The sequence below is a fragment of the Candidatus Endomicrobiellum cubanum genome (assembly GCF_031278955.1).
Lineage (GTDB): Bacteria > Elusimicrobiota > Endomicrobiia > Endomicrobiales > Endomicrobiaceae > Endomicrobiellum > Endomicrobiellum cubanum.
Genome location: NZ_JAITJM010000021.1, coordinates 1 through 26,682, shown reverse-complemented (window position 1 = coordinate 26,682; position 26,682 = coordinate 1). Strand labels below are relative to the sequence as shown.

The 26,682-nt window shown below is 33.8% G+C and carries 3 protein-coding genes; 2 read left to right on the top strand and 1 reads right to left on the bottom strand.

The window, feature by feature from the left end; all coding sequences use genetic code 11:
• Together LBD57_RS01895 and LBD57_RS01890 are read left to right on the top strand one after the other, a co-directional pair.
• Positions 1-24,906: a hypothetical protein gene (locus tag LBD57_RS01895; protein WP_373469653.1), complete on the top strand. Its 24,906-nt coding sequence runs from the start codon at positions 1-3 to the stop codon at positions 24,904-24,906.
• Positions 24,907-25,092: 186 nt separating this feature from the next.
• Positions 25,093-26,304 carry an ATP-binding protein gene (locus tag LBD57_RS01890; protein ID WP_373469652.1) on the top strand — a complete coding sequence of 404 codons (1,212 nt, stop codon included), beginning with the start codon at positions 25,093-25,095 and terminating at the stop codon, positions 26,302-26,304.
• Here LBD57_RS01890 and LBD57_RS01885 read toward each other — a convergent pair.
• On the bottom strand, positions 26,263-26,682 hold a 420-nt coding region (locus tag LBD57_RS01885; RefSeq protein WP_373469651.1), incomplete at its 5' end, for a hypothetical protein. The two genes, LBD57_RS01890 and LBD57_RS01885, sit on opposite strands and share 42 nt — an antisense overlap.

The following is a 26,682-nucleotide window of genomic DNA, read 5'->3' as shown; positions in this document are numbered from 1 at the left end:
ATGTACTACCTGTTTGAATGTAAACAAAAATTCTTAAACCTTCTTCTAAATTGTAAAAAATGGTTTTATGAATTAAATAGTATAAAAACAATTTCAATTGTATTAATAAACTGTATATTGCTTACATTTGTTTATGGGCAAAGTATAGCTCAAGTAGCGCAGAATTTAAAAGCTACAGAACAATTCAAACAAATATTTACTGATTTTACCCTTCCTTACTCATATGGGAAAATAACATCTGCAAATTATGCTGGAAGCGATGCAGTGATTATAGCTATACAAGACTTGCATTTACATCCTGAAGCTCAAAAAAATATAGCAAACATTATATCAACCTTTGACAAAAGTTTTGGGTTAAAGAACGTATTTTTAGAGGGTGCTTATGGGCAACTAGATATGTCTTGGCTTGCCGGGAATATAGATGATAAAGACAAAAAAGAAAAAGTAATAAACTCTATTTTTGCAACAGGCGCTTTAACCGGGGCCGAGTATTATTCTGCTATTTCTAGAAACTTTAGCTTGGTAAAAGGAATAGAGAATAAAGAACCTTATCTTGACAATTTAAAAAGGTTTGGAGACATATTATACGATCAGAATGAAATTACAAAAGTTTTTAATAGTATGGAAGAAAACATCAGATATCTTAAATCTTTGTACTTCAATAAAAAACAGAAAAGAATAGAAGACTTATCGAAAAGATATGTATCTGGAGATTTGGATGCTAAGAAATATTTTATTTTGTTGAATAAATATGCTGACAGTTTAGGTGTAGATTTAAGCAAGTACGATAATGTAAGTTTATATATAAAATTGCTTAGCTTAGGTAAAGAAATAAATTACGAAAGATCTACAAAAGAATTACAATTATTGATATTAAAGTTAAAAGAGCTGTTGCCTTATGGTGCGTATAAAATGATACTTGATTCGACATCAGATTTTAGTGACATTGATAGATTATACACATATTTAGTAAGACTAGCTAGACAAAATAATATAAATCTTTCTGTGAATTTCCCGGAGCTTAATAAATTTTTGGGTTATATAGAGTTAAGTGAAAAAATAAATCCAATGGAGATGTTAAAAGAGGAGCAAAGATTAAGAGATGAAATAAATATAGCATTTGCCTACGACACTGGAGGAAAAGAAGTATCTTTTATGGTTGGATTTATGCCATATCTTAATGACTATCTGTCTAGTAAAATAACGTCTGACGATTATAATCATTATGAAAACAATATAAAAGAATTTAAAAGATTATGGATAAAATATGTAGATAATCAAAAATTAAGAACTTTAAATGAATATGAAGTTAGAGCAGAAACATTCTATAAAATAAATTTAGATAGAAATGACTATTTTATAGAAAACATAGATACTATAAAAGATGTTGGCAAAATATCAAAAGAGCTTAGTCAAGATCTGCCTGAAGTAGAAAAAGTTATACAGTCTTTAAAAGAAGCAAAAAACGTATCAACGGTAGTAATTGGCGGTTTTCATACACAGGGCATTACAGAATTGCTTAAAGAGAAAGGCATATCATATCTAGTAATAACACCTAATGTTAGTGGAGGGGTGCAGTTAGCAGAAGATGCATACTATGCTTTAGCAAAGGAACAAAGCAAAATACTCTTTCAAGCGCTTGCCACACTAAATTTATCGCAAATGCCAGAGGATGTAAGGCCAGTGATGTTTGCAGGGCTGTTAGTACAGCAAGGGCATCCAATAAGTCTAATTAATGAAGCATTAAAAGAAGTTTTAGCCCTGGGTGAAACAGCTCAATTGCAAGGTAGTATAGACAATGTTGATGCTTTAAAAATGACAGTTACAAGAAATGGGCAAACAACCACTTACGACTATAAGAATTCAGGTTTTGAAGCTGCACCTGCCAATCAAACTCAAACCCAAGAAGAAACACAAACAACTCAAGGTAACCAAAAATCAGTTAACAGCATATGGTCTGCGATTAAAGGTTTTGTTGCTGTAAGCGTTGTGTCTGCAGCAATTACAGCTGGAGCAGGTGTAGCAATAGGTCTTGCGATTATAACAGGCTTTTTATGGTTTTTAGCGCCTCTTATACTTTTTGGTCTCGTATTTTTAGGAAGTATATTTTCTATTGGCTACGGACTTTACCAATCGTCTTTTTTGGCAAAAGAAGATATTACTCCTAGTGATGTACAAGAAAATATGACAAATATTTACGTGTTTAAGAAAATACTTCAATCTTTACCTAAAGATCTTGCAAAAGAATTTGCAGCTGCAGCTTTGCAAGTAAGCTCGGAAGAAGTTGATGATTTGCTGTATGGCTATGCAAGCGATTTAGAAGAAAGATTAGATCGGTTGAATTTGTTAGAAGAAGGCGCAGCAATGGAAACTTTTCACAGCGGCATAAAAATAAATTATTCTCTTATGAGAGCAAAATTTTTAGACGCATCCGGCAAAAATATAACAAATCAAAGAATGTTAGAAGTTTTTATTAAACATGAGTTAAGACATGAATATTTTAGGAAGTCCGGAGGGTTTATTCATTCAACCCCATGGTTGGAAGAATTGTTAGTTTCTGTGGGCGATTTATTTAATGCTTTTAGTGGTTTGTTTACAAGCGCGAAATCAAAATCTTTAACAGAAATAAATGCAAATTCGTATGCAGATATAGAAGAAGCATTGACTACTCTACTAGGTCGTGATAGTAGAGAAATAGCTCAGAAGATACAGTCTTTTTGTGTACTAAATCCAAATGTAAAACTTACACAAGACATTCTTATGAAGTATTGTGGTTTAACTAGACAAGAGGCGTTGGCTTTTGGAAATATAAAGTTTACTGTAAATACAGCCGCTAACGCGCCAAATTTTGAAAGTATTTTGGCTTCTACGGATCAGCGCCAGGTTATAAGACAACTTTTAAATTCAGGGAATGCAGACGCTATTGTCGTAGCAAAAGCAATAGAGGGATTAGGTTTGCAAGAAGTTCAAAATATATCAAGAACTGTTACTGGAGTGACCTTTGAATTTAAATTTGCAAGCTTAAAAGAAAAATTGATTCAAAAAATAAACGACAACGTGATAGCGGACATAAAATCCGGAAAATCTGTAAGAGAATCACTTGCAAAAGGACTTCCAACTTTGCAGCTTTTAGCAATGCAAAATATGTTGCCTAACGTAGGTGTTGGTACTATTGAAAATGATTTTTTTAATATTGCACGTCGAACATCTGGTTCATTTCAGGAAGTGTTCAAAGAGTTAGCAAGAGAAAAAGTTTATACGTTTGTATATGCTCAAATCAGCTTGATGGGTGTATCTAGAGAAGGATTTTGGACTGATCAGACACGGGATCAATTATTAAATATTTCGATGGAGAATTTATCTTCTAATTTAGGTGACGTTTCAAAAGCTGTAGCTGATACAAAAGAGATTATGTTAAAAGAAGTTGTAAATCAAAACCAAAATGAGTTAGACGCATTAAGTACATCTCTTGCGCAAAAAAGGCAAAATATTACCGCACAAGAAAACACTAATTTATCAACTTTAGATAAAAGCATAACAAAAACTTTGTTTGAATTGTCTAATAATGTTGTGGATCAAACTCAGTATACTACAGAAACAGCAGTATTTGTAGTCACTATAAGAGATGTTTTTTTAAAGGAAAATGCTTGGGAACAATTAAAAAACAAGGAAACTAGAGACAAACTTGCCAATTTCCTTAAACAATATTACGATGCACATATTATTGATGTAAATTTTACATTTTTAGAAGATTTAACAGACAGAAACGACGCGTTAAATGCTTTGAATGGCTTAATTGCAGCTTTAATTAAAAATAGACGTAACTCCACTGATATTAACTTACAAAGAGCACTCGCAGAAGTGTTTCCACTTTCTATGCAATATTCAAATAATGAAATAGTGAGAGGCGGGGCATTAATTCTGCAGACATCTGATGACCAACAAGGCCTTGTTTCAAATATAAAAGACTACATGCATATTTTGGCTGAATTAAGTAGTTTTTCTACAGAAAACACTCCTGAAAAACAAAGAGCGCAATTTTTAATTGAAAGTTACGGTAAATACGCTTTAACTGTTTTGAATTATCCTATAAATAATGGATCTGTTGATTTTAGGTTGAATTCGAGGCTTGGGGCTTTGTGTACGGAATTGGTGAATATTTTAGAAGGTATGGGAGTTGAGGTTTCTAGTACATTATTGGCGCAATTATTACCTGCAGAAATAGAAAATTTAGACAGGATGGCAAGAAGTAACCCTAACGATAAGCAAGTGATGAAAGATTTAAACAAAGCGCAAAGTAAGTTAGACGATATGAGTTTTAGAGATCAAAATGTATCTAAAGATTCAAGACGTATGGCAAGCGTTATAAGGAATGTTACACAATCTATAATAGATAAGGGCAATATAGATTTAGAAGAGCTGGAACAGCTAAAAGAGCTTGCTCAGCAGTGTAGGTCTTCTGTTCTTGAGAATAATTCTAATCCTGAATTGAGTGAAGACTTATATAATGCTGGGACAATAGATGTATTGGATATTTTAATTCAACAAAGAACTGAAAATGTTTTAGGCAAAAATGATTTATCTATGTTAGTTACGGCTATTGATTCCTTGCTAAGATTTCAAGCAGATTTAAATCCAACATCTTTTGCTGATTTTTTAAGAGCAGAAAGAGATACATCTGTAAATTATCCTTTAAAAGAAGGTGGACTTTCTAATTTGTATGTTGCTTTAACATTTTCTAGGTTGGCTACAGTCATAAACGATATAAATTCTATAGGTGAAACAGAGGTTACTGATTTAGAAACAGCGGTACAAAGCAGGCAGACGACAGCGGTAATTTTAGAACGCATACGTTATTGGTTACCATCAAATAGCATAGCAAGACAATTTGCAAAGACAGATTTGATTAGTGTGGTTAATAGTAGTATTGAAAACTTCAGAGAAGTTTTAGCAAATGGAGAGGGTCGTTCAGATAGAGTTACTCCAGCAAGCCTCAACAGTTTGGTGTCTTCCTTAGAGCAAATTACACAAACAGAACAAGCTTCATTTGAAATACCTTCCTTAGAAGAAGAAACAATATCAAATGCAGATGAGATGGATATAGGAAGTGAGGAAGGGCATTCAGTGGGGTGGTATCTAAAGATAATAGGGCTAACGATTATAACGTTAGGAGGCTATTGGCTATATAAGTTTTTTGGTCCTACAGCGGTAGACAGTCTTGTAAAAAAGGCAAATACCCTTGAAGATCTTTCTAAAGATGATAGTGCTAAGGGAGAAGATTTAATAAATGCAGCAAACGCAGCGGTTGAAGAGTTAGAAAACTCCGTTCCTACAAATACTGACGAAATAAAACTCAAAAAAAATGCAGTTGATAAAGTGGTCGCGTCTTTTAAGAAATTATTGTCGAAATCTACGTTATCTAAAGCAGAGAAAGAGGGTTTAAGCCAGAAGTTTGGTTTGGTTGTTCAAGAGCAAATTAATGGAACAAAAATGGATTGGTATAGCGGCGGTGCCTCTAAAGCAAGAGATATTAAGCAGTTGCGTACAGATTCTGTAAGTAATGCAATAGATATTTCCATGTTTAGTGATGTCTCTTCCACAACTTCAGAAATAGACTCTACGTTAGCAGAAGCGCTTGACTTGCTTGACCAATACAACAAAAATGCGGCTGATACACAGGCTAAAGGAAATTTGCAAGCCAAGTTGCAAGCGTTAAAGAATATATCTGGCGTAGGAGACTGGGGCGCAGGTTTAAATGTTGCTATAACGGCTAGGTTTCCGTCAGATATAAAACGCAATTTAAAACAGGCGTTGTTAGCTAAAGCTGCTTCGTTGTCAAAGAATACAAGCAATGCTCAAGAATTAACGCTTTCAGCGATACTTAGTAAAAGAGCTCTCTCTATTTCTGATGATTCTTCAAAAGATGATGATGTAGATAAAGAAACAGCTAATCTAAGAAATACTTTAAAGCTGTTAGAGGGTAAAGTTGGAGCAGCACAAAAGCAGAATATAAAAAATATGTTAGCAAAAGTATTGCAGTTGGAAATAAGTGCAATAGATGAAAATATTCGCGCTAGAATCGCAGTCCGGAATTCATTGATAAAGGAGTACGGAGAATTAGGAGTAAGAGATGAAGCACAAGCGAGAGGATTTATTAGACAACGAAAAGAACTGTTAATGAATGCAGTTAAATTTGAATCTACAAAAAATGGTAGTTTGGAAGATGTTTATAAAAGAGCTGTTGCAAATCTAGATGAATTAATAGCCCATACAGCTCCTGATAGCGTATTAATTGACCAATTTCCATACAACAAAGGATATTATGAAATTCTTAAGGCAACTGATACAACTTTAGCCAATATAATACGAGATACTAATAAAGATATGGGCTTTAGACTTTATGCTTATGGGCAATTAAAGGCTAAGGGTGTCAGCAAGGTTAAGGTGGGCAGAGTTGATATAGATATAGATGCTGAAGTAAATAAAGAGGAATTTAAAAACGGTATCAAAAATATATTAAAAGAAAAAAAATTAAATCCGATGGAGTCTTATTTTGATTTAAGGGCAATGGTGATTGGGATAAATTTATTAGCAAGCCAAGAAGTAATAAACGAAGTATCTGTAGTAACTGATGACAGGGCAGCCTCACAGCTTAAAAGTAATATTGACGGATTATATACTTCTATGATGCAAGCCAATTTTACTAGCGGCGAATTTTTTAATGCTGATAGTGGTTTTAATTTTACGAGAGCTACAGATGGAATGGATGAGTTTGGTAAAGATTCGTATGATGCGTTTTATGTGGTAATATCACATGAGCTGGGTCATAAATACTTAAATGCTTTGAATATTAAATCCAGAGGTGATGCAGCAGGGATGTTTCATGAGCAGTTTGCAGATTCAGTTGCAGGAATATTTAATTCGCTTTTATTTGGTAACGACATATCAAACTTATCGTTAATAACTAAGCGTAGAAAGGAATTTAAAGCTTTTACTACTGTACAAGCTGGTGTGCAGGAAGTCCATGCAGCAGCAAGAGGGTTAACTAATTCAATAAAATCTGCATTTAGCGCGATTGGGAAACAGTTTAATTTTAAAGCTTTGATGAGGGCATCAATTGCAATAGTTGTTGCAGGTGGAATAGTAACTGCAAATGCACAACAATCAGTAGTCGCAAAGGAAGTAGTTTTAAATGTGGCTAATACGATGTGTCAAGAAGCAGGTTTTACACAAGAGGATAGAGGGAAATTTATATATCAGTTTATATCTGCAGAAGGCGTTACGCTTAATAGTCTGCAAGAAGAGAAATCAGTTTTTGGGGATAAGAACAGTGTCTCTCTAGTAGCTTACCTGAAAGCAAAACAAGGTAAAGGAGAAACTCTGTCTGCAGAAGAACAGGCATTTTTAAGAGCTAATGAAACAAGAAGAGATCAGCCTGTAACAGCTAGCAGGTCATTTTTAGGCGAATTAGCGCAGGGATTGGGGAATTTATTGGACTCCATATTTGGCGCAGAGGAAACCGAAAGTAGTCAAGGGCATTCAGCATTGTGGTGGACAGGAATGGTTGTAGTACATATAACAATTTTACCAGCAATAATCTACTGGCTAGTTAGGTTGTTTTCAAGTAATGCTCAACCTCAACAAACACAACCAGCATACACAATCCCAGAAGAGCACGTTATAGAGACTACATTTGTCCTAAATAATCTAACAGAAATTTTTACGAATAATCCTCAAAATTTTAGTATACAAAATGTTGAACAATTAAAAAATAGTGTAGAAACTTTTTCTAACTACATGTCAAAGACAGATTTATCTGCTGTCAGAAATATTTTAAATGGATTAAGTAATTTAGACGAAATAAGTTTAGATAGAAATTCTGCAAATTCATTGCAGTTTGTTTTACAAGCTTTAAATACTGCTTTAGAAAAGCATTCTAAAGAGAATCTTTTAAATGCTAGAGTATATGTATCCTGCTCTAAAGCGCTTTTAGCAAATATGAATAACATTTTTAATTTTGATAATGCTGATGTGAAAGATTCTAATAGACTAGAATTAATTTCTTCAATGGAAATGACTGTTGTTAATGCACTTGAAAATTTAAAATCGATGGCTGAAAAAGACAGTCAAGAATATAAACTACTTAGTAATGAGATAGCTTCAACTTTATATAATGCATCAAAACGTATGGAGGTTTTTATTAGCATAGGAGGTCATAACAGTCGAGTTGATGAAAATTTATATATCAATCAGTCAAAGATCAATGATCTTATATTTGAAGGGCAAAACATACAAGGAAATACAAAGCAAATTGTAGAAAAAGTTAATCAAATAGGAGCTAATTTTACAAAAACAAAGCAACTTTCTTTAAAAGATATTGATACATTGGAAGAAATAGTTAGTACGATTAATATTTCTCCACAAGGTGATTATAATTGGGAAGAAGTATTTAAAGATACTATCTTAGCGGTAAATCTGCCAGAAATAAGAGAGCAAATTACAGCTGGAAATTTTGTAGAGGCATATGCAAATGTAGATCAGGTATTGTCAATATTAGTTAGGAATCTTACTTACAGTAATCAACGTGATATGGGATTAAAACCTGATCTTAGAAATGCAATTATCCAGCCGTTAAGTTTAAATAATTTGTATATAGCTAATACTCTTGCTATGTTTTCTATTGCTGTTGGAGACGAAAGTGTTAGACAGCAAGAAGTTAAAGCTAAAGCTGAAAATCAAGAAGCCGAAATAAAAGATTTAGAGACTATGCATACTGGTAGGTCAGTGTTGCTTTATCTTTTAACAAGGACGTATTACTCTTTACCGCAAGGTAATAATTTGTCTAAAGAAGTTACGAGAGTAATCTTAGAGGATTTAAAAGAAGAAGATTTAAGGATCTATAAAAATCTTGTTGATCGTTCTACTCCACAAAATTTTAGTATGAGAGTTACGCAAGCAGTATATGATACAACATTTGCGAATTATCAGGCATTTTCACTTGAATCTTTACAAATTGAAGTTACAAATAAAGCTGAAGAAGAAGCTTTTTCAAAGTTGATAAATAATAATACAACTATAGCTTTAGAAAATAACCAAAATATGTTTTCTGAAGTTGTAAAGATGTCAAGACAGTTGACAGAACAAGAAGCCCCAGAGGAGCAGCCCCAGACAACGACTACTACAGAAGAAACTCTTGCAACAACTATAGAAACATCACCAGAAAAAACGACGACACCAGAGATAACTCAGGAAGCAAAACCTCAAGAAGAAGCAAAACCAATAGAAGATCAAACCGAAAAAATAAGACTGCTAAATAGCTTGGGTGGGGCAAATATAGATTTTGCAAGAATGTTGGGTATTAAAGGGGCTGACACGGAAATAAAAAATATATTAGAAGATGCTCAGAAAACAGAGTTTACTTTTGTAGCCCCGAATTTTAATGAGTTTTTTAAAGAAGGCATATCTCAAGAGGTTTTAATAGAAGATTTATTGAAAACAAATTATCCTCATGCTGTTACTGCAGCCTTAGCACTTAAAAATTTAAATTTAACTAAAGAAGAGTTAAAAAGAATTTATGATCAATCTGCAAAAGGCAGAAATGACCGCTCGAAATTTTACAATTTCCAAGCTTTGTTGACAAAAGAAGTTGAAGTTAGGTTGATAGCTAGAATAAGTCAAGGTGAATCTATAAATACAGTACTTTCTAATCCTTTCCCATCAAGGAATATATTGCAATTAAAGAATTTTCTAAGACTAGGCTTAATTAATGAACAAAATGTTAAAGATTTGGCAAAATCTTTTAAAGAAGTAGATAAGTTTTTTGATGCTTTGAGGTATAGTAATGTTGTTAGCGAAAATTTAATTGCTTCCCAACAAGTAGAGATGTCAAAAGTCTTGTCTCAGAATGCTATTGATACTGCAAATAGCCTTATACAACTTTATGTTCCCGAATTGTACTTTAATGAAAACCCTATAGATGCTGCAAAAAATATATACGGAATAATGATAATTTCTGATTACGACAATATTGGGTCAAAAAAAGAGCAGCTTACCAAAGAAGAATTAAGAAAGATTTTAAATGACTATTTCCCTAATTTAAATATTACACAAGAAACGCTTGATAGTTTTTCTGAAGGGAATGTAATCCAGAAAGTGGCAGTTAGAAGAGTTGTTAATTATCTTTTAGATACACTTGAACACATACGAAGTTTATATATAGATATATTAGAAAAAACGTCTGACAATAAAGAGTCAATTGATTTGGCTATATATGCTGCAGATGTTATGATAGAAAGTACTAATATTTATAAAGTACCAGATGCTCCAGAGCAATATTATTCTTTATCTACAAAGGTAAAAAATGCTGAAATTTTACTACAAAATTTAACCAAAATCTCAGAATTTACAACTATTTCAAAAGAACAGTTAGAGGAAGTTAACCAAAGAATACGTGCCCTTGTTGAAAATACAATATCTATACGGGCACAGCTTGCTATTAGTGCAAGCAATAATGATGAATTTGCCACTGAACGAAATAAATTTAAAGCAGTAGATACTGCCAATGTTAGAGACTTTGTATCAGCTTTATCAATTGAAGAGTCAATATCAATTAATAAAGCTGATACAGTATTTACTGCGATGGAAGATTTATTGCAGTCTGACTTTAGTAGAGAGGCTAGGCAAACTTTTGTAAATGCTTTAGAAGAAGAAATTTCCAGTGGTAATAAAGCTAAGTTTAGAGAAATGGCTGCTAAATATGCAAGTTATAATGGAGTTTTTCTTGACGATATAATATTATTTGTTAGCAATGACATTTTACGGACAGCCAATGGAGATGCCACTAAATTAAAGAAAGTTGCGTATTTAACCAATAGATCGCTTAGTACAAAAAATAAACTTGTATTTGCAACATATAAAAACTATAACGGCCTTATATGCAACTTAGCAGAAGCATTAAATTCTTTATCAAAAACAATTGGGAACGAAAATAAACAACAAGGATTGGAAATTGATAAAAAATTACAAGAATTGCTTGAGATGGGGATTTCAGTTGCAAATATAGACAGTGTTATTTTTACAGATGTAAGTTCTGAAGTTTTTCTGGATGCGTTAAATAGAGAAGATAGGATATTTAAAGATTTAAGCAACAGGATAGTTCTTAGTCCGTCAGAAGTTTCAAGAATAGTACAACAAAGAGAAGTTCTTATAAAAAACTTTGGTACATTAACCCCTTTTCAAGATTTAGATATTGCTAACAGTTCTGAATTGCGAAATAGAATGCTTCGTTTGAATATATTTCATGCGCTTCTTTCTTCATACGATACATTTACTGGAAATGCAGCAGCAAAAGAAGTATTGTCTGCTATAAGACAAGAGCAAGATACAAAAAAAATTGTAAGTGAAATTGTAGAAAGATTAAATACTTATGGACAAATTACAGCTGAAGAAGTCTCTTTTCTAGAATCAATAAAAAACACTGATTTTTATCCAAAAGACTCTCTTGTTAATGCTATTAAGCTAAACTTGCAAACAGATACGCAGATGCCAATTGATTTTGCAAGTAAAGTTTTAATAAACAGTGACTTGGATAATCTTATTAACGAATTTCAAAAAAATAAGACTGATTTAATTACGAATGGAACTGAATCTAGCAATGATGTGAATTTTAGATTTGTTGTATCAATAGCAGACAAAGCTTTGGCAAGGCTTTTTACAGAGCAACAATTTAAATCTAATATTGGTAAATTCGGATATTTCTATGTTACCAAATTTTCAAATGATAAAGATAAGTTGGCAGAATTTTTGGTTAATGAAAATAATCCTATCGAGCATAGGTTATATGCTTATGGATATTTAAAAGCAATGGGAGTAGATACCTTTGACAGTTATGTAGAAAACGATGCTGCTGATGAAGGATTTCTTTCAAAAGTTAAAAAGATGTTAGAAGATAAAACGTTGCAAGTAGGCAATAATTATTTTGACTTAAGAGCCTGCGAGATTGCTATAAACATTGTTGTTAGGCAAGAAGTACGAGATAAAATTTTAAACACTGTTGATGAAGACAAGTTAGCACAATATAATAGTTCTAATAAAGAAATTTACAAAGACATAATGGATTCTAATTTTTTTGGTCCAAAAGGCAGTACGTTTGAAAATGCCAACTCTGGCCTTAATTTTACATTTGCTACAAATGCTATGGATCGTGCAGAGGGCTTAGATGTACATGATAGAATGTATAGAAGGATAGCTCACGAATTAGGCCATAGACAGCTTTTTTCTTTGGGTGTGTTTACGACACATGCTGCTAAATCTTCAACAATGTTTCATGAATTTTTTGCTGATATTGTTGCAGGAAGTTTCATGTCTAAATTTTTAGGTAGGACTGTTGAACAAATTATAGCTAGAAGATCTACTATACTACAACCTTATACTGCATTTTCTAGCAATATATTGCCAGAATCTAGTGCTGATGAAGGCCATGATGCGGCAAGAGGATTGATAAATAGTATAAAAAAAGCATTTGATGTAGTAGGTAAAACGCTGAATTATGAAACTATACTAGACCTGTCAATTAAAATAGCTGGTCAAGTGCAAGGCGAAGGTTTATTTAAAGCGCAACAAGAAGAAAATTTGGCTAGAAAAATTGTAACAACCGTTGCAATAGCCACATCTGAACTCTCAAACGAACAACGAGGAGAGTTTTTATATCAATTTATAAAACAGGAAGGCGTTGAGTTTAAGGATTTGCAAGAAGAGCAAGCGATTTTTGGAACTGATGCAAAAGGACAGTTGGCTTTATACTATTATATACAGGCAAAACATGATCACGAAAAACCTTTCTTTAAATCTGCATTATATAAAGCAGAAACTACCTTCTTTAACACTAATGCTGGTAATGTGCGAGGCTGGAGCACTACTCTTACAGGTTCTTTTAAACCAGTCTCTATAGGGCAAGCTTCTCCTGTTTCTGCTATAGCAGCTGAAAATGCACTATTTAATGAAACAAATCAAGTATCCTCCTCTGATTTAGCACAAACAGCTAATCTTTCACCAGCAGACATTGCAAAACTTGCACTTGTTAAACAACTTGCGTCACATATAGCTGTACAAAAAAATGCCGATAAAGGACGAATGGAATATTTGGCATCTGTAAGAGATAACGATCAACTGTATCAAGGTGATTTGCTATTAGAAGCTATAACTGTAGAAATAACGCAAGGCAAGGGAGCTACAGTAGAATTTGCAAGTAGAGTGTTAAGGGAAGTAGAATTAAAAAAATTGGCAGTAACTTTAAAGGAATACAAGGATAATTTAGAGTTACCTACTCTTTTTACTACTGCTACAGAAGAAAGCTATAAAGAAAAGATTAAAGTTTTAGATAAAGCGTTAGCAATGGTTGCAACAGAAGAGCAGCTAAAAGAGTTTTATCCATTAGAATATGAATATTTGTTGGTTACAAAAGAGTCTGAAAACAAGAAAAGATTAAGTGAAATTTTGCATAACGATGGAATTAGTTTAAAAGCAAGGCTATATGCTTATGGATATTTAAAAGCAATGGGAATAGAGAGTGAAGATAATTATGTCCAAAATAAACAAATGATAAATGACATGAAAAGGATGTTAGAAGAAAAGAAATTACGCATAAATGATAGTTATTTTGATTTAAGAGCATGTGAGATAGCGATAAATGCAATGATTATAAAACAGATGGCTACAAAAATAGATTTAAAAGGAGCTGAACTAACCAACTATAACAATCAAAACAAGAAAACATATAGCTTAATAATGACATCTTTTTTGGCAAAGAAAGAATTATCGTTTAATGCGCATTCAGGATTGGGCTTTATAAAGATGGGAGCTTTTTCTAAGTTTGTGATGATGTTAAGAGGTTATGATTTATATGAAGCATACTATACTATGATAGCACACGAATTAGGGCATGATCAATTATTTGGTTTGGGAGTAAGTGGTGACGAAGTTTCTTTAAATATGTTCCACGAGATGTTTGCAGATACAGTAAGCGCAATGTTTACTACTAGTTATTTAAGATATACGATTAATAAATTGTTTGAAAGTATTCTGTTTTTTTGGGTAATGGCAACAAAATCATTTAAAGCATTTTTTGTTGGTAAAGATAATGAGCAAGAAGAAGAGCATTTCTCAGCAAGAGGATTGCTTAATCAAATTAGAACAGCTCTGCAAAAGTCAGGAAAAGTAATAAGTTATGACACATTAATGGGAGTATTGCTAAAGACGATAAAAGTAGGAAATGAAGAACATTTATTTCAAGCTGGGGTTGGGAAGCAGTCGCTTTTAGCAAAAAGTATAATAGAGGCAGTAGCAGCGGCTGTAGCAGCAGAAGATAATACATTTTCCAGAGGGGAATTTATATACAGGTTTATGCAGGAAGAAGGGACAAGCTTTAGTAGTTTTAATGAAGAAGAAAAAGTTTTTGAAGAAACACAAGATCTAGATGCATTAACAGCCCAAATAGCAGAATTACAACAGCAAGGGAATATAGACGCAATCGAAGAACTAAGTAATAATCCTGCATGGAAGAAAGATTTTGCAGTGTATTTGATGGCAAAGCATGATGAAGCAGGTTTTTTTGAAAGGAGAAGTGAGTTATATGATCAAGAGGCAGAGTATTTAAAAAACTATTTACAAGAGCATCCAGAAGTAAGGGAATTATATCAAAAAGATAAAAACGCTGATATGAATACTAAAATGGAAGAAACAAGTATATCAGTGGCAAAAACTATCATTTATGCGGCAGGGATAATTGCAGTAGGGATAGCAGCAGTAGGATTGTTTGTGTTCGGTTGGGCAGCATTGTTGGCGTTGCAAATAGTGCTTATAACAGCGATAGTTGTGGGCATATTAGTAATTTTAGTTAATGCGGCAGTTTCTGCTGTGGGGTTGGTAGTAGGAGTGCCTGATTTTATAAAGGGAGCAATGCCTTGGATAGTAGGAGGAGCATTAGTTGTATTAGCGGCTGGTCTTTTTTTAGGTTTTATATCAGCAATAGCGGCTATGACTGTGTTTGCGTGGGTAATTCTGGGTGTGGTTGCGCTCGCAAGCTTGATAGGTATGGTAGTAGTAGCATATAGATGGTATAAAACCTCAAAAGCAGAAACCAAACGTACAGAACTAGAAGAACTGGCTGTACTGGCTGTAAAAGAGAAAATGTTTGTAGACTTGCCAAATCAAATTGAGAATTTAGAAAGAGCAGTAAAAGAAAACCCAGAAGATAAGCAAGCGTATAAAGATTTAAACGAAGCACAAGCCCAGTTAGACGATATGATTTTTGCAGAACAAAATGTGTCTGCAAATGCAGTGCAGATTGTTGATAATTTAAGAAATATTACTCAAGAAGTAATTGATAAAGGAACTGTTGACCAAAAAATATTAGATCAAGTTAAAAATTTTATTGCGAAATGTAAACCCATGATTTTAGCAAGCGACTCTAAGCTGGATGAGAACAGTTTTGAAATGATGTTTGAACTTGGTTTAGAAGAGTTACAGATAGCTTTGGACAACGGTGAGATAAAGAGAGTGGAGGGTGGAGTATCGTTACTTTTAGATAGTGTTTTAATAAAATTAAGCAAAGTAAGAGGTATTTCAGATAGAATTGGCAAATTCTTACAAAATGAAAATAATCCTGATGAAAATTCACCTTTAACACAAGATGATATTTCAAACTTGTATATAGCTCTTACATTGTCGCGTTTAGTTACCGTATTAGATAAAGAGGTTTCTGTTGATGCGACATTAATTACTGACTTAGAAACTTCTCTTACAACAAGATCAAAAACAGCTATATTATTAGAAAGATTACGATATGGGTTAGAAGCTGGAAGTATTGCAAGAGAGTTTGCACGGATAAATTTAGTTAATACATTTAAAGGTTATCTTGAAAGGTATCAAGAAGTATTAGATGCTACTGTGGGGCAGTCATCTACAAGAGCTACCCAAGAGTTATTAGACGCAGATAGAAATTTAGTACTTGCGCAAAGTGATTATGGGCATCAAGCGGCACCAGCCCAAATAGTGCCTACATTAAATCGTTTAGAACCAGTTGTATCTGCACCTATGCAGGAGTCTGTTACTAGTGCTAAATTTACTGCGATTAGAGCAGGGATACTGGGCTTCTTGAACACTGGTGGTTTTGTAGCATTGACTGTATTGTTGTCGCTAGCAGTTATAACAGGCATTGGCGCTGTTATTGCTGCAGGTATTGGTGTTGCTGTTTTTGCAATTATAGCTACGATGTCTATAATGTCTTCAATTTTTGAAAGTAAGCAAACACAAGTTATAAAAGAATTAGAAAAAACAGGACAAGTGTTGTCTGATAAGGAAAGCAGGTTAGTGTTTGCCCAATTGGTAAGATCGTTACCTAAAGAAACTGCAATTAGGCTTGTTCAAGCGACTTTTGAGAATGAAACTTTAGCTAATGTTTATTTAAATTTGGTATCTGGCACAAATTGGCAAAATGATGTTGAAGATAATGAAGCTGTCATGAATGCTCTAAAGACTGCTATAACAAATGACAACAGCGTAGTTATGGAAACAGCGTCTAATGGCAAGATATCTTTCTCACCATATATTGTAAAGTCATTACTTGATAACCCTACAATGCTTAGAATTACTGTAGAACATGAACTTAACCATTTAGAGTACGCCCAAGCAAAGACTGGCTTATTAGGTTTTATTCACAGAACTTTCCCTGGGTTAGAAGAGTTTATAGTATCTTTTAGAAATGTCTTTAGATGGTTTGGCGCAAAACTACAGGATAGTTGGAGAGCTTTTAGAGGGAATGTTCCAGTAGTTTGGAACTTGCCTGAAGGTTTAGCTCTAGGTGATGTTTTAGTAAACAAAGTAAATGAGCAAGGTGTTATAGAAGCTCCGAATATACAAACTGGACGTGTTCAACTTGCTGATGGTAGAAGGGGAACCTTAACTTATAAGGTTACAAGAAACGGCCTTGAAGTGCCTGACTTTGAATTTGGGAAAACAAAATTTGATGCTAAAGATATTGGCGATGTTGAAGTTACGTATACTTTTACGCCCGAAGCATACACTTTGTCTTTTGCAACAAACGATGCTGCATCAACACCAATGCAACAAACTATAAGAAGTGGTAGGGAAGTTCATTTTAAAGGTGTTACATCTTTTCCTCAAAGAGCAGGTTATAAATTTAACGGTTATCAATATGTAAATGCAGAAGGTAATGTTAGGACTATTACTACGGAAGAAGTTACTAACGGTTTTGATATTACTTCGCAAGATATTACTGGGGATTTAAAACTTCAAGCTATATGGGTTGCAGAAAAGAGTGATGTGGTATTTGTTAATGAAAATGGAGAACCAATTAGAACTAACATAGGTGCTGCATCTACAGGACAAAATGTACGTATAAAAGGACTTGGTAGATTAAGTGGTGCTAAACGTTTAGGTAATGCACTTATTAGAAATCGTACGGGGATAAAAACTCAGAAAATAACATGGAATTTGCCTACCGAAATATCTGCCCCTGAAGGACTGCCAACAGAAATTGATAACAATGTAGCATTGACAGCTCCTCTTATTGCAGAAGGTAGAGTGCAGTTAAAAAACGGCAGATTTGGAACTGTAAAACGTATAGTTAAAATTGATGGGAAAATTGTAGAGAATTTTCAGTTTGGTACAACTCCCATAAATGGTGAACTAAACATAGATTATACCTTTACACCTGAAAGTTATAGTGTTAACTTTGTAGCAAACGGGGCAGATTCTAATATGCCTGCAGTTGTAGATAATGCTTTATCTGATGGGCAAACATATCAGCTAGCTGGTGTAGCAATAGACCAATTGCCTACAAAAGCAGGATATTTATTTAGCGGATATAGCTATACAACTAAAGATGGGCGTACTATTAATATTAGTAGAGTGGATGTTATGAATGGGTTTAGTATAGATGCTAAAGATGTAACAGGTGATATTGATTTTGTAGCTCAATGGATACAGAGAGAAGACAAAGAACAATTTGAAGTAGAATTTTCTAACGCAAGTTTAAGTAGTGTTGCAGATAACTCAACTACTAAAGCTGCTGCTTTTGGCCAGCCGTATACTATTGAAGCCAATTTAGTAAAAAAGAATATAACAGATTTAACTGCAGATAATTGGGATGTTAGAGGCTATATTGTTTCAGTTAACGGTGTAGACATTATGAAAGTAAACGTAACCGATGTAAATAGTATTGGTGATGTTACTGTGCCTTCGCAAGATGTTGTTGGTAAACTTACTATACGTTTTTTACGTAATCCAAAAGTTACATTTGAAAATGAGTTCGCTCAAAATGAAGCTGATAGAAAAAAACTTCAAACCATGCAATCAGGTTATCAATTTACTTTTGTGCAGCTTGGAGAAAAGGCTAAAGCAGAATATAATACGGGAGGAGTTAGAGGGCATTGGTCAAGAAGCGATGGGAAAGATTTAACATCTCCAATAACAGAACCAATTACTTTTACCTATTCTGAGAGATTTTACGATGTAAAAGATTTTGAAGGCGGCAAGTGGCCAGCAAATGTATTTGGTTTATTGTTTAAAGGTATATTTTTTGTTGTCGCAAAAATATATAACGCCATAATAACTCCTGGTATAAACAAACTGTCTGTTCTTAAAAATGCTTTTAAAGGTTTAAGTGCTGTAGATATTGCAAAGGTAATTTTTAGCGTGGCTATTGTAATTGGTATGGCGGCGCTGCTTGGCCTTGTTGCTGTCCCTGGTGTGTTTGGCCTGCTTGTTATAGCAGCTTTAATTATTGCAATTGTAAATGTTGTAACCATTTTAGTTGGTCCTATTGTTAAAGGAGTTTTAAAAACTTTAAGAGACAAAGCATCTTCAGAGCAAGAAATAGAAAGATATGATTATTATTTAGAAGTTCTAGATATGGTTCTTAATATAGTAAGTTCTAAAGCAAGCTCTTCACAAACTACTTCTTATGTCAGGATTGCGATGTATGTTGTTTCTATTGCGGTACTTATACTTGGTATTTTGGCAATTCCTAGTATCAGTGTATTTACGATAGCGGCTGCTTGGGCCATACCTTTTGCTGTTGCAGTTTTTGGTGTTGCAATGCTAGGTTTAGTCGGCTTTATGATCTATAAATATAACACGAGCGCTATATTTAAGACCGTAATGGGTATATCTTGGAAATTTTTTAAAGAATCGAGCTGGATATTTAAAGCAAACGTAATAGTAGGAATGCTTATTGCTATTGGTGCGTTAGCGGCATTTTTTATAGCACCAATAGCAATAGGTTTTAGCTTTTTAATTTTGTTAGGCGCTTTGGCAATGTTTGTTGCAGTTGTAGCTTTATTTTTTACGTATAATTCAAATGAATTTTATCAAACTACTAGAAATGTCTTGCTTGAAAATTTTGCTGGAGAGGATAACCCATACGGGGAAGAAGTAAGAAGGATTATCCATGCTTATGAGGAAGGTGAATATGGGAAAATAGCAAAAAGTTCATTTGCGTTGTTGGTGCAAGTTGCGGGTGTTAGACAATTATTAATATCTGCAGGTAAAGGCATAGTAAATGGTATTAGAACTGGAGTTGTCGGTGTAGTCAATGCTATAATCAATCCTGACCCTTGGACGCGTAAGATCTTATATATGTTTGGCAAAGGTGCGTATATACACGGAACACAATGGTTGTCGAAAACGGTCGAAAGTTGTAAAAATTATATCTATACCAGCGCTACAGATATGGCTCGAAATGTTGGGGGCGCTGTTGTAAATTATGCGCACAATGTTTATGACAGTATGACGCAAGTATCGTCTTCTTTAGACAGTGTACCCACAAGAGATGGGTATGAGTTTGACGGGTACGAAATTACAAGTGAAAATTCAGATATTAAAACTACAATAACTGCATCACAAGCTAATTCTGATTTTGCTATTCCTGCAGATATGGTAAACGGCAAAGTTACGGTAAAGGTACGTTGGAAACCTAATATATCAATTAATACAGGTGAGGGGACTAGAAGTAGGTTAGGCTTTAGTGTACAAAGTTCTTTTGCAGCAGATGCAATTAACGGTGTTATAAATCTTGGAAAATGCTCAACCACACTTATGCCTCCGGAAGGTTATGATTATAATAGTTTGTATTGGACTAGTGATTTATTCCCCGATAAAGAGTTTTCTAAAGACGAAATAGTTAATGTGGACAAGCCGGGTTCGTTTACTCCGCATTGGAAACCTTTGCCAACCGTAAGGGTTTCAATTGGGGCTGGGAATTGGAAAAATAGGTCTGAAGGCGACACTTCAACCCAAAGAGAAGCATCAGTTTCTGCTAATATTCTTGGAGGGGCAAACGTTGATTTGAAGAAAATTTCAAGAGATTTGCAAGCTCCGCAAGATTGTGACCCAAACAGTTTATATTGGGTTTCAGAAGCAGATCCAGCAACGCCTATTTTTAACGGTATAGTTACAGCAATGGGAAATACAACATTTGTGCCTCGTTGGAAAAAATTATCTGAGGTTGGCAAAGCAAGAATTCAAATAGGAACAAGTCCTAATGATTCTATTTTATATACGCGCACTAGAAAAGGGATTATAGATCTTACAAATATCAGTAAAAAATTAACAACTCCAGTTGGGTATTTAGAGGGTTCTTTATACTGGACTTCAGATACAGATCCAACAAAAAGATTTACAAATATTATTAATGCACAAGACGCAGCAGGTATTTCTGTATTAACACCACATTGGATAGAAAACCCAATGACTAGAGACAATGTGTTCACAGATGAACAGTATAAAGAATTAGATGCATCTTTTACAAATCATCCAATAAAGTTTTTTAGTGGTGTAAAAGAAAATGAGCCTGATAATGTAAGAGGCTTACCAGAAAGTTTAAAAGACGGATATAATCAAGCTACTGATGGATATACGTTTCCAGGGTTTACAAATTCTTGGATAGATTTTAGTAAATATTGGGCACCTGAAAGAAAAGGGTACAAATTACTTGGTGTAAAAATTGTAACAAGAGATTTTAAAGGAGGAATTCGTCGTCAATGGAATTTTGATGCAAATCCAGATGGCACAATGGATGCTTTTCATGTAGATAGTAGCGGAGCAATAGCACCGTTAGAAATTTCGTTGGAGTGGATTTCTGAAGAAGAATTTGAAGGAAAAGAAGAAGAGAGAAAAGAGCAGGCAAGGCAAGAAGAGATAAAAAAACAACAAGAATTCGAAAGGTCTGTAGAAGAAGCAAAAGCCAGAAGAAATGCAGAAAAAATAGCTTTACAGAAGGAAAAAGAACTAAAAGAGCAAGAACAAAAACGTAAAGAAGAAGAACAGAGAAAAGAGAGAGAAAAAGTAGAAAATGAGATGAGAGAACAAGAAAGGATAAAACAGGAAAGACTAGAAAATGAAATGCGTATACAACAAGAAAGGCTAGAACAAGAAAGAATTATAGCAGAACAGAAAGCAGAGGCATTAAGAAAAGAACAGGAAAGGCTAGCTCAGGAAGCAGAGGAAAAAAGACTGGAAAAAGAAAGACTTATAAAAGAACAAACAGATGCACAGCAACAACGTATTGCTGAACAGAAATTACAAGAAGAACAAGAAAGAATAGCACAACAACAACGTATTGTACAAGAAAATCAGCTTAAAGCAGCTCAAGAAGCAGAAGCAGCAAGAAAAGAACAGGAAAGATTGGCTCAGGAAGCAGAAACAGAGAAAAAACATATAGAAGATGAAGAAAAAAGAAAGGCAATTCTTAGAAAAGAGGCTCAAGAAGCAGCTGCTAGAAATAAAGTCCAAGAAGAAGAAACTGCTAGAGTAATTGCTGAAGAAGGCTTAAAAAGATACGATAGAATGATGGAGGGAAAGCAAGTTGCTATCCAATATGAAGTTGGTGATTTTGGGGTCAAAAATGTAAAAAATATTGTAAAAGATAAGGATTTCGATATTAGATTTGGCAAGGATTTTCATTTTAACGGTTTTGCAACGCATTCGTGGCAGATTGGGTATCAGTACCCACCTGAATCGACCACTCATGATTTTAATGGTTTTAAAATAACTATAGGTGGTAAAGTAATAAATGTTAGCAGGCAAGAAGCTATAAATGGTTTTGATATAAAAGCGGAAGATTTGCGACGTAGAAATATAAAAGATAGTGCTATAAAAATAGAGTATCTATGGACACCAAAAGGCGTAACAGCAAAACAAAAATCTCAAGAAACGAGTTCTCAAACAGCTATACAAGCTATGCAAATAGCAAGTACTTTGGCTGCTGATGCTGCTAAAATGACAATGCCAGATAAATTGGCCCAGCTTCCACTTATGGCGATGTCTAAACTTATGATAAGCGTGAGCGAGTTTGAAAATTATCAAACTGAGCAAATTACTTTAGCTCAAAAGGCAGTAAATAGTTTAGATTATTATATGGAAATTGATGATGCTACTGTTCTTGAGGCAATAACTGAAAGTTTACCTAACGATATAAACGAAGAGTTTGCTGAAAATATTTCTACTGTTGAAGACAATACTGCCGGAGTTGTTATGTCGTTTAATGCTAATGATGGGAAAATACATGTAAATTATCAAATGCTTAGAGCAATGTTTTTTGATGAGAAAGGCAATATTAAAAATAAAGATTTGTTAGAAGTATTTGTAAGGCACGAGCTTAGACATAAAAATTATGCTACAAACCAAGTGCAATTTTCCAAAATAGTGCATAGTGTAGACGCGTTAGAAGAATTTATTGTGTCTATGGGAGATATATACGATTGGTCAAAACTTCATCCAGAGATTACAAATCTAGAGGCAACTTATAAAGAAGCTATAGCTTTTGTGATGTCAGACCCTGTGTTGGTTGCTATAGCGGCTAAAGTTGGCAGGCAAGAAGCGTTTGCTTTGGCTCAAGCGCAAAGCAGGTTATATTATAGAGAAATAGAGGATCAAGTAATAAATCTAGTAGCGCCAACTTATGTACAAGAACCTGCTATGTTTAATAATGCAGATATGAAAAAATCTCCTAGATTGATAGTAGTTAATGGTCAAGTAGGTACAGCATCTTCTGAGCTTGAGCAAGCTCAAGTATTTAAAGATGGAGGTTATTCAACAGCTTTAATTGAGCGTATGTCGCAAGGTATTAATGTAGAGAGTTATCGTATGCCAGTAAATGCGACATTTAGTGTAAACGGACAAGAGATGGTATACGATGTGTATGTAAAAGAAGTAAATGGAGTGCATGTGATAGGTTTAAAATTAAAAGATAATATAAACAGGGATTTAGATACAGCAGAAAATTATGCAAAAGCAGTTTTGGCATTTACTGAAAATGTAAACAATAATAGCGTGTTAAGAAAAGAGTTTAATACGTTAAAAGATAAAGCTGCGCAGATGTATGGGATAAGCAGTAACTTAGAGATAAATTCTAAAGGAATATCAATGGTAAACTTTTCTGGGCTAACTAATGAAGAGGGTACCATAGATGCTGCAAGAATGCTTGAGGGAATAGCGCAACAAGAAGGAGGGCAAGTTGCTCTAACAGAAAGTTTAAGCCAAGAAGCTTTGAAAGGTGTGTACATAGCTAACGATCTAGATATATCTCAAGGGACATTGCAAACAATAGATCAAGATATAAAAGCTGAAGAGATATTTAAGTTAGATGAGCAGGAGAAATTTTATCAAGTAAATGTAAGCGGAGTAAAGTTGGATTCTAAATTTATAGAGACTGCAGTACGTGTAAAAATGAATCAGGGAGCAACTGCCATAATATTGGATGTTACAGAAGGTATGGATGTTACAAATGAGCAGAGCGCAAATAAGTTGTTAGTAGCGTTGACAGCCATACATAGTTTAGGTTTAAAAGCAGTGATGAAAGTAGATATTAGCAATGCTCAGATGGCAAATGAAGCAACGTTTAAAAAGTTGTTTGAATTGGGTTTTGACGGTATAAATATGAACGGGCAAAAAGAAACAGATGTAGCAAAATTAAAAGAAATGTTAGATTTATTAAAAAAATCTTCTGAAAAATATGCTGTTGGAGCCAGGAATGCAATTCAATTGAAAGACGAAGAAGTTAAAGAAGCTTTAAAAAATAGTTTAGGCCAAAATGGGTTTGAGGGATATAATACATTAGTAGTAACAGAAATAAATAATACTACTGGGGAAGCAAAAGTGGAAGCAAATAAGGTACAAAAAGCGTTAAATAAAGGTTATGATAGAGCTAGAAAGTTGGGAGAAATACAGATACAGGTAAATGCATCATCTAATTTAAATGTAATGAAAGGATTGTTAACAACAAAAGCAGAACTGCTAACAGCTGGTCAAATAAGAGAAGCAGTAGCACAAGCAAATCTAAATGAAGAAGTTGTAAAGCATATAGATAAATTACTAAAGGGGATCACAGCTCAAGAGCAAGGCACAGCAAGAGTCTTAGAAGCATTAGGCTTTGCAAGAGGTTTGGCAGAGGCGTCACTTGTAACAAGATACATGAATGCGTTTGACTTTACCCAGGAAACATATCAAGCAAATAGCGTAACGGATAGACAAGCGTTAGGAATAGTATTAGTAAAAGCTTATTTAGCCAATGCTGAAAAATTTGCAAGTAAAGAATCTTTACAGCAGTACTTTAAAGAAGCAGAAAGTATTATGATTCAGGAATCATCAACAGCTACATTTGAACAGCAAAGAGCAGTAATGGCAAGTTATGTAAATAGTGTAACAAATGAAATAGAAGCGTTAGGGTTGATAGAATCAAAAGAAACAGAAAGAACACAAATAGCTATTAGTTTAGCAGTATTAAATGATTCAATAAACAAGATATCATTTAATAGAATAATCGAAGATGCAAAACAGAGAACAAAAACTTCTACTAACGCAGTTAAGAGCATACTTGGTGCTGCATAAAATTTTATTTAAATCGAAATAATTAGAACCTGACCTGACATTAGAGTTCCCCCGAATTTTTCTTTTTTTCTTTTGCCGGTCAAGTCAGGTATTGAAATACAGCTGTATTTCATATTTACATTGACCACAAAAGATTACTTATGTTAAAATGCAGTTGTATTGCATATTTGTATAATTGGAGGGTTTGTGACATATAAGGAAAGAACTTTACACAAAATTGTTTTAGAAGCATCAAGAAGTTTTAAAACTATTCTTTTAACAGGTATGAGGCAAATCGGAAAAACTACGCTTCTTAGACATATAGAAAAAAATAATAGACAGTATGTTACTTTAGATAACCCCAAGGATTTACTCCTTGCAAAAAATGAAACAGATTTTTTTTTTCAAACTTATAAGCCTCCCGTTTTTATAGATGAAATACAATACGCTCCTGAGCTGTTTAAATATATAAAGATGTATGTTGACAATTCCGATAAAAAAGGAGCCATTTGGATGACGGGATCCCAACAATATTCTCTTATGAAAGGCGTTACAGAAAGTTTAGCAGGAAGGATTGCAATTATAAACATGCTAGGGTTATCAATATACGAAAGAGCAAACAAAGAAACAATTCAAAAACCGTTTATTCCTGCATTTAACCCATCATGTTTGTTAGAAAAGAAAGATTTATCAGAAACATACAGAATTATTTGGAAAGGTTCTTTTCCAGAAATTGACAGTGAAAGCGATGATAAGTGGTCTCTTTTTTATTCTTCTTATGTTCAATCATATATTGAAAGAGACGTAAGACAAATTACAAATATAGGAAACATCTCATCATTTATAAGGTTTTTAAGTGTTGCTGCATCAAGAACAGGACAAGAATTAAATATTGCAGATATTGCAAAAGATGTTGAAATTTCTCCAAATACTGCAAAACAATGGGTTTCTATTCTTGAAACTTCAGGAATTATATATTTGTTAAAACCATATTATAAAAATATCACAAAACGGTTTATCAAAAAACCTAAACTTTATTTTACAGACACAGGTTTGTGCGCTTATCTTGCATCTTGGAATACACCAAAGAGTTTAGAGACAGGAGCAATGAGTGGAGCCTTTTTCGAAACTTTTGTAATTTCTGAGATAATTAAATCTTATTACCATAACGGATTGTTCCCATCGTTATATTATTATAGAGATTCTAATCAAATTGAAATTGATTTATTAATAGAAAGGGATGGGAAATTTTCCCCTATTGAAATAAAGAAAACATCCAACCCTAATAAAAATGACGTTCATGCTTTTGAAAAGTTTGCAAAGATTGAAGAAACAGGTTATGGAAGTTTGATTTGTCTTACGGACAGACCACGCCCTTTAACAAAAAACGCTAACTCTATTTCCATATGGAATATTTGATTTATAACAAACCTCTTCTATTGATAACTTTCCCCCAATGCCATAGGAGTCGATAAGATTAACAGTAAGGGGAGAGGAGTGGGAATCATAGTTAGAGATGGAGAGTTTTTGAGCATTGATAATAAGAGGGAAGGACTGATTACGGAGATAAAGGATAGTTTGATTATTGGGTAGGTTGTTAGGGAGAGCAAAGGAGAAGGAGTCAAAGCCAAATAAGAGGCCTAAAGAGACATTTGTAGCATTAATGAAATTAACGTAGTTATTTTCAGCAATGGTGTTATGGATAATAGTATTTTGAGAATAGTTAGTATTTTGAGAATAGGAACTAGTATTAACTAAATAAACATTAGTAGTTGACAAATCAATATCAGAGTTGGT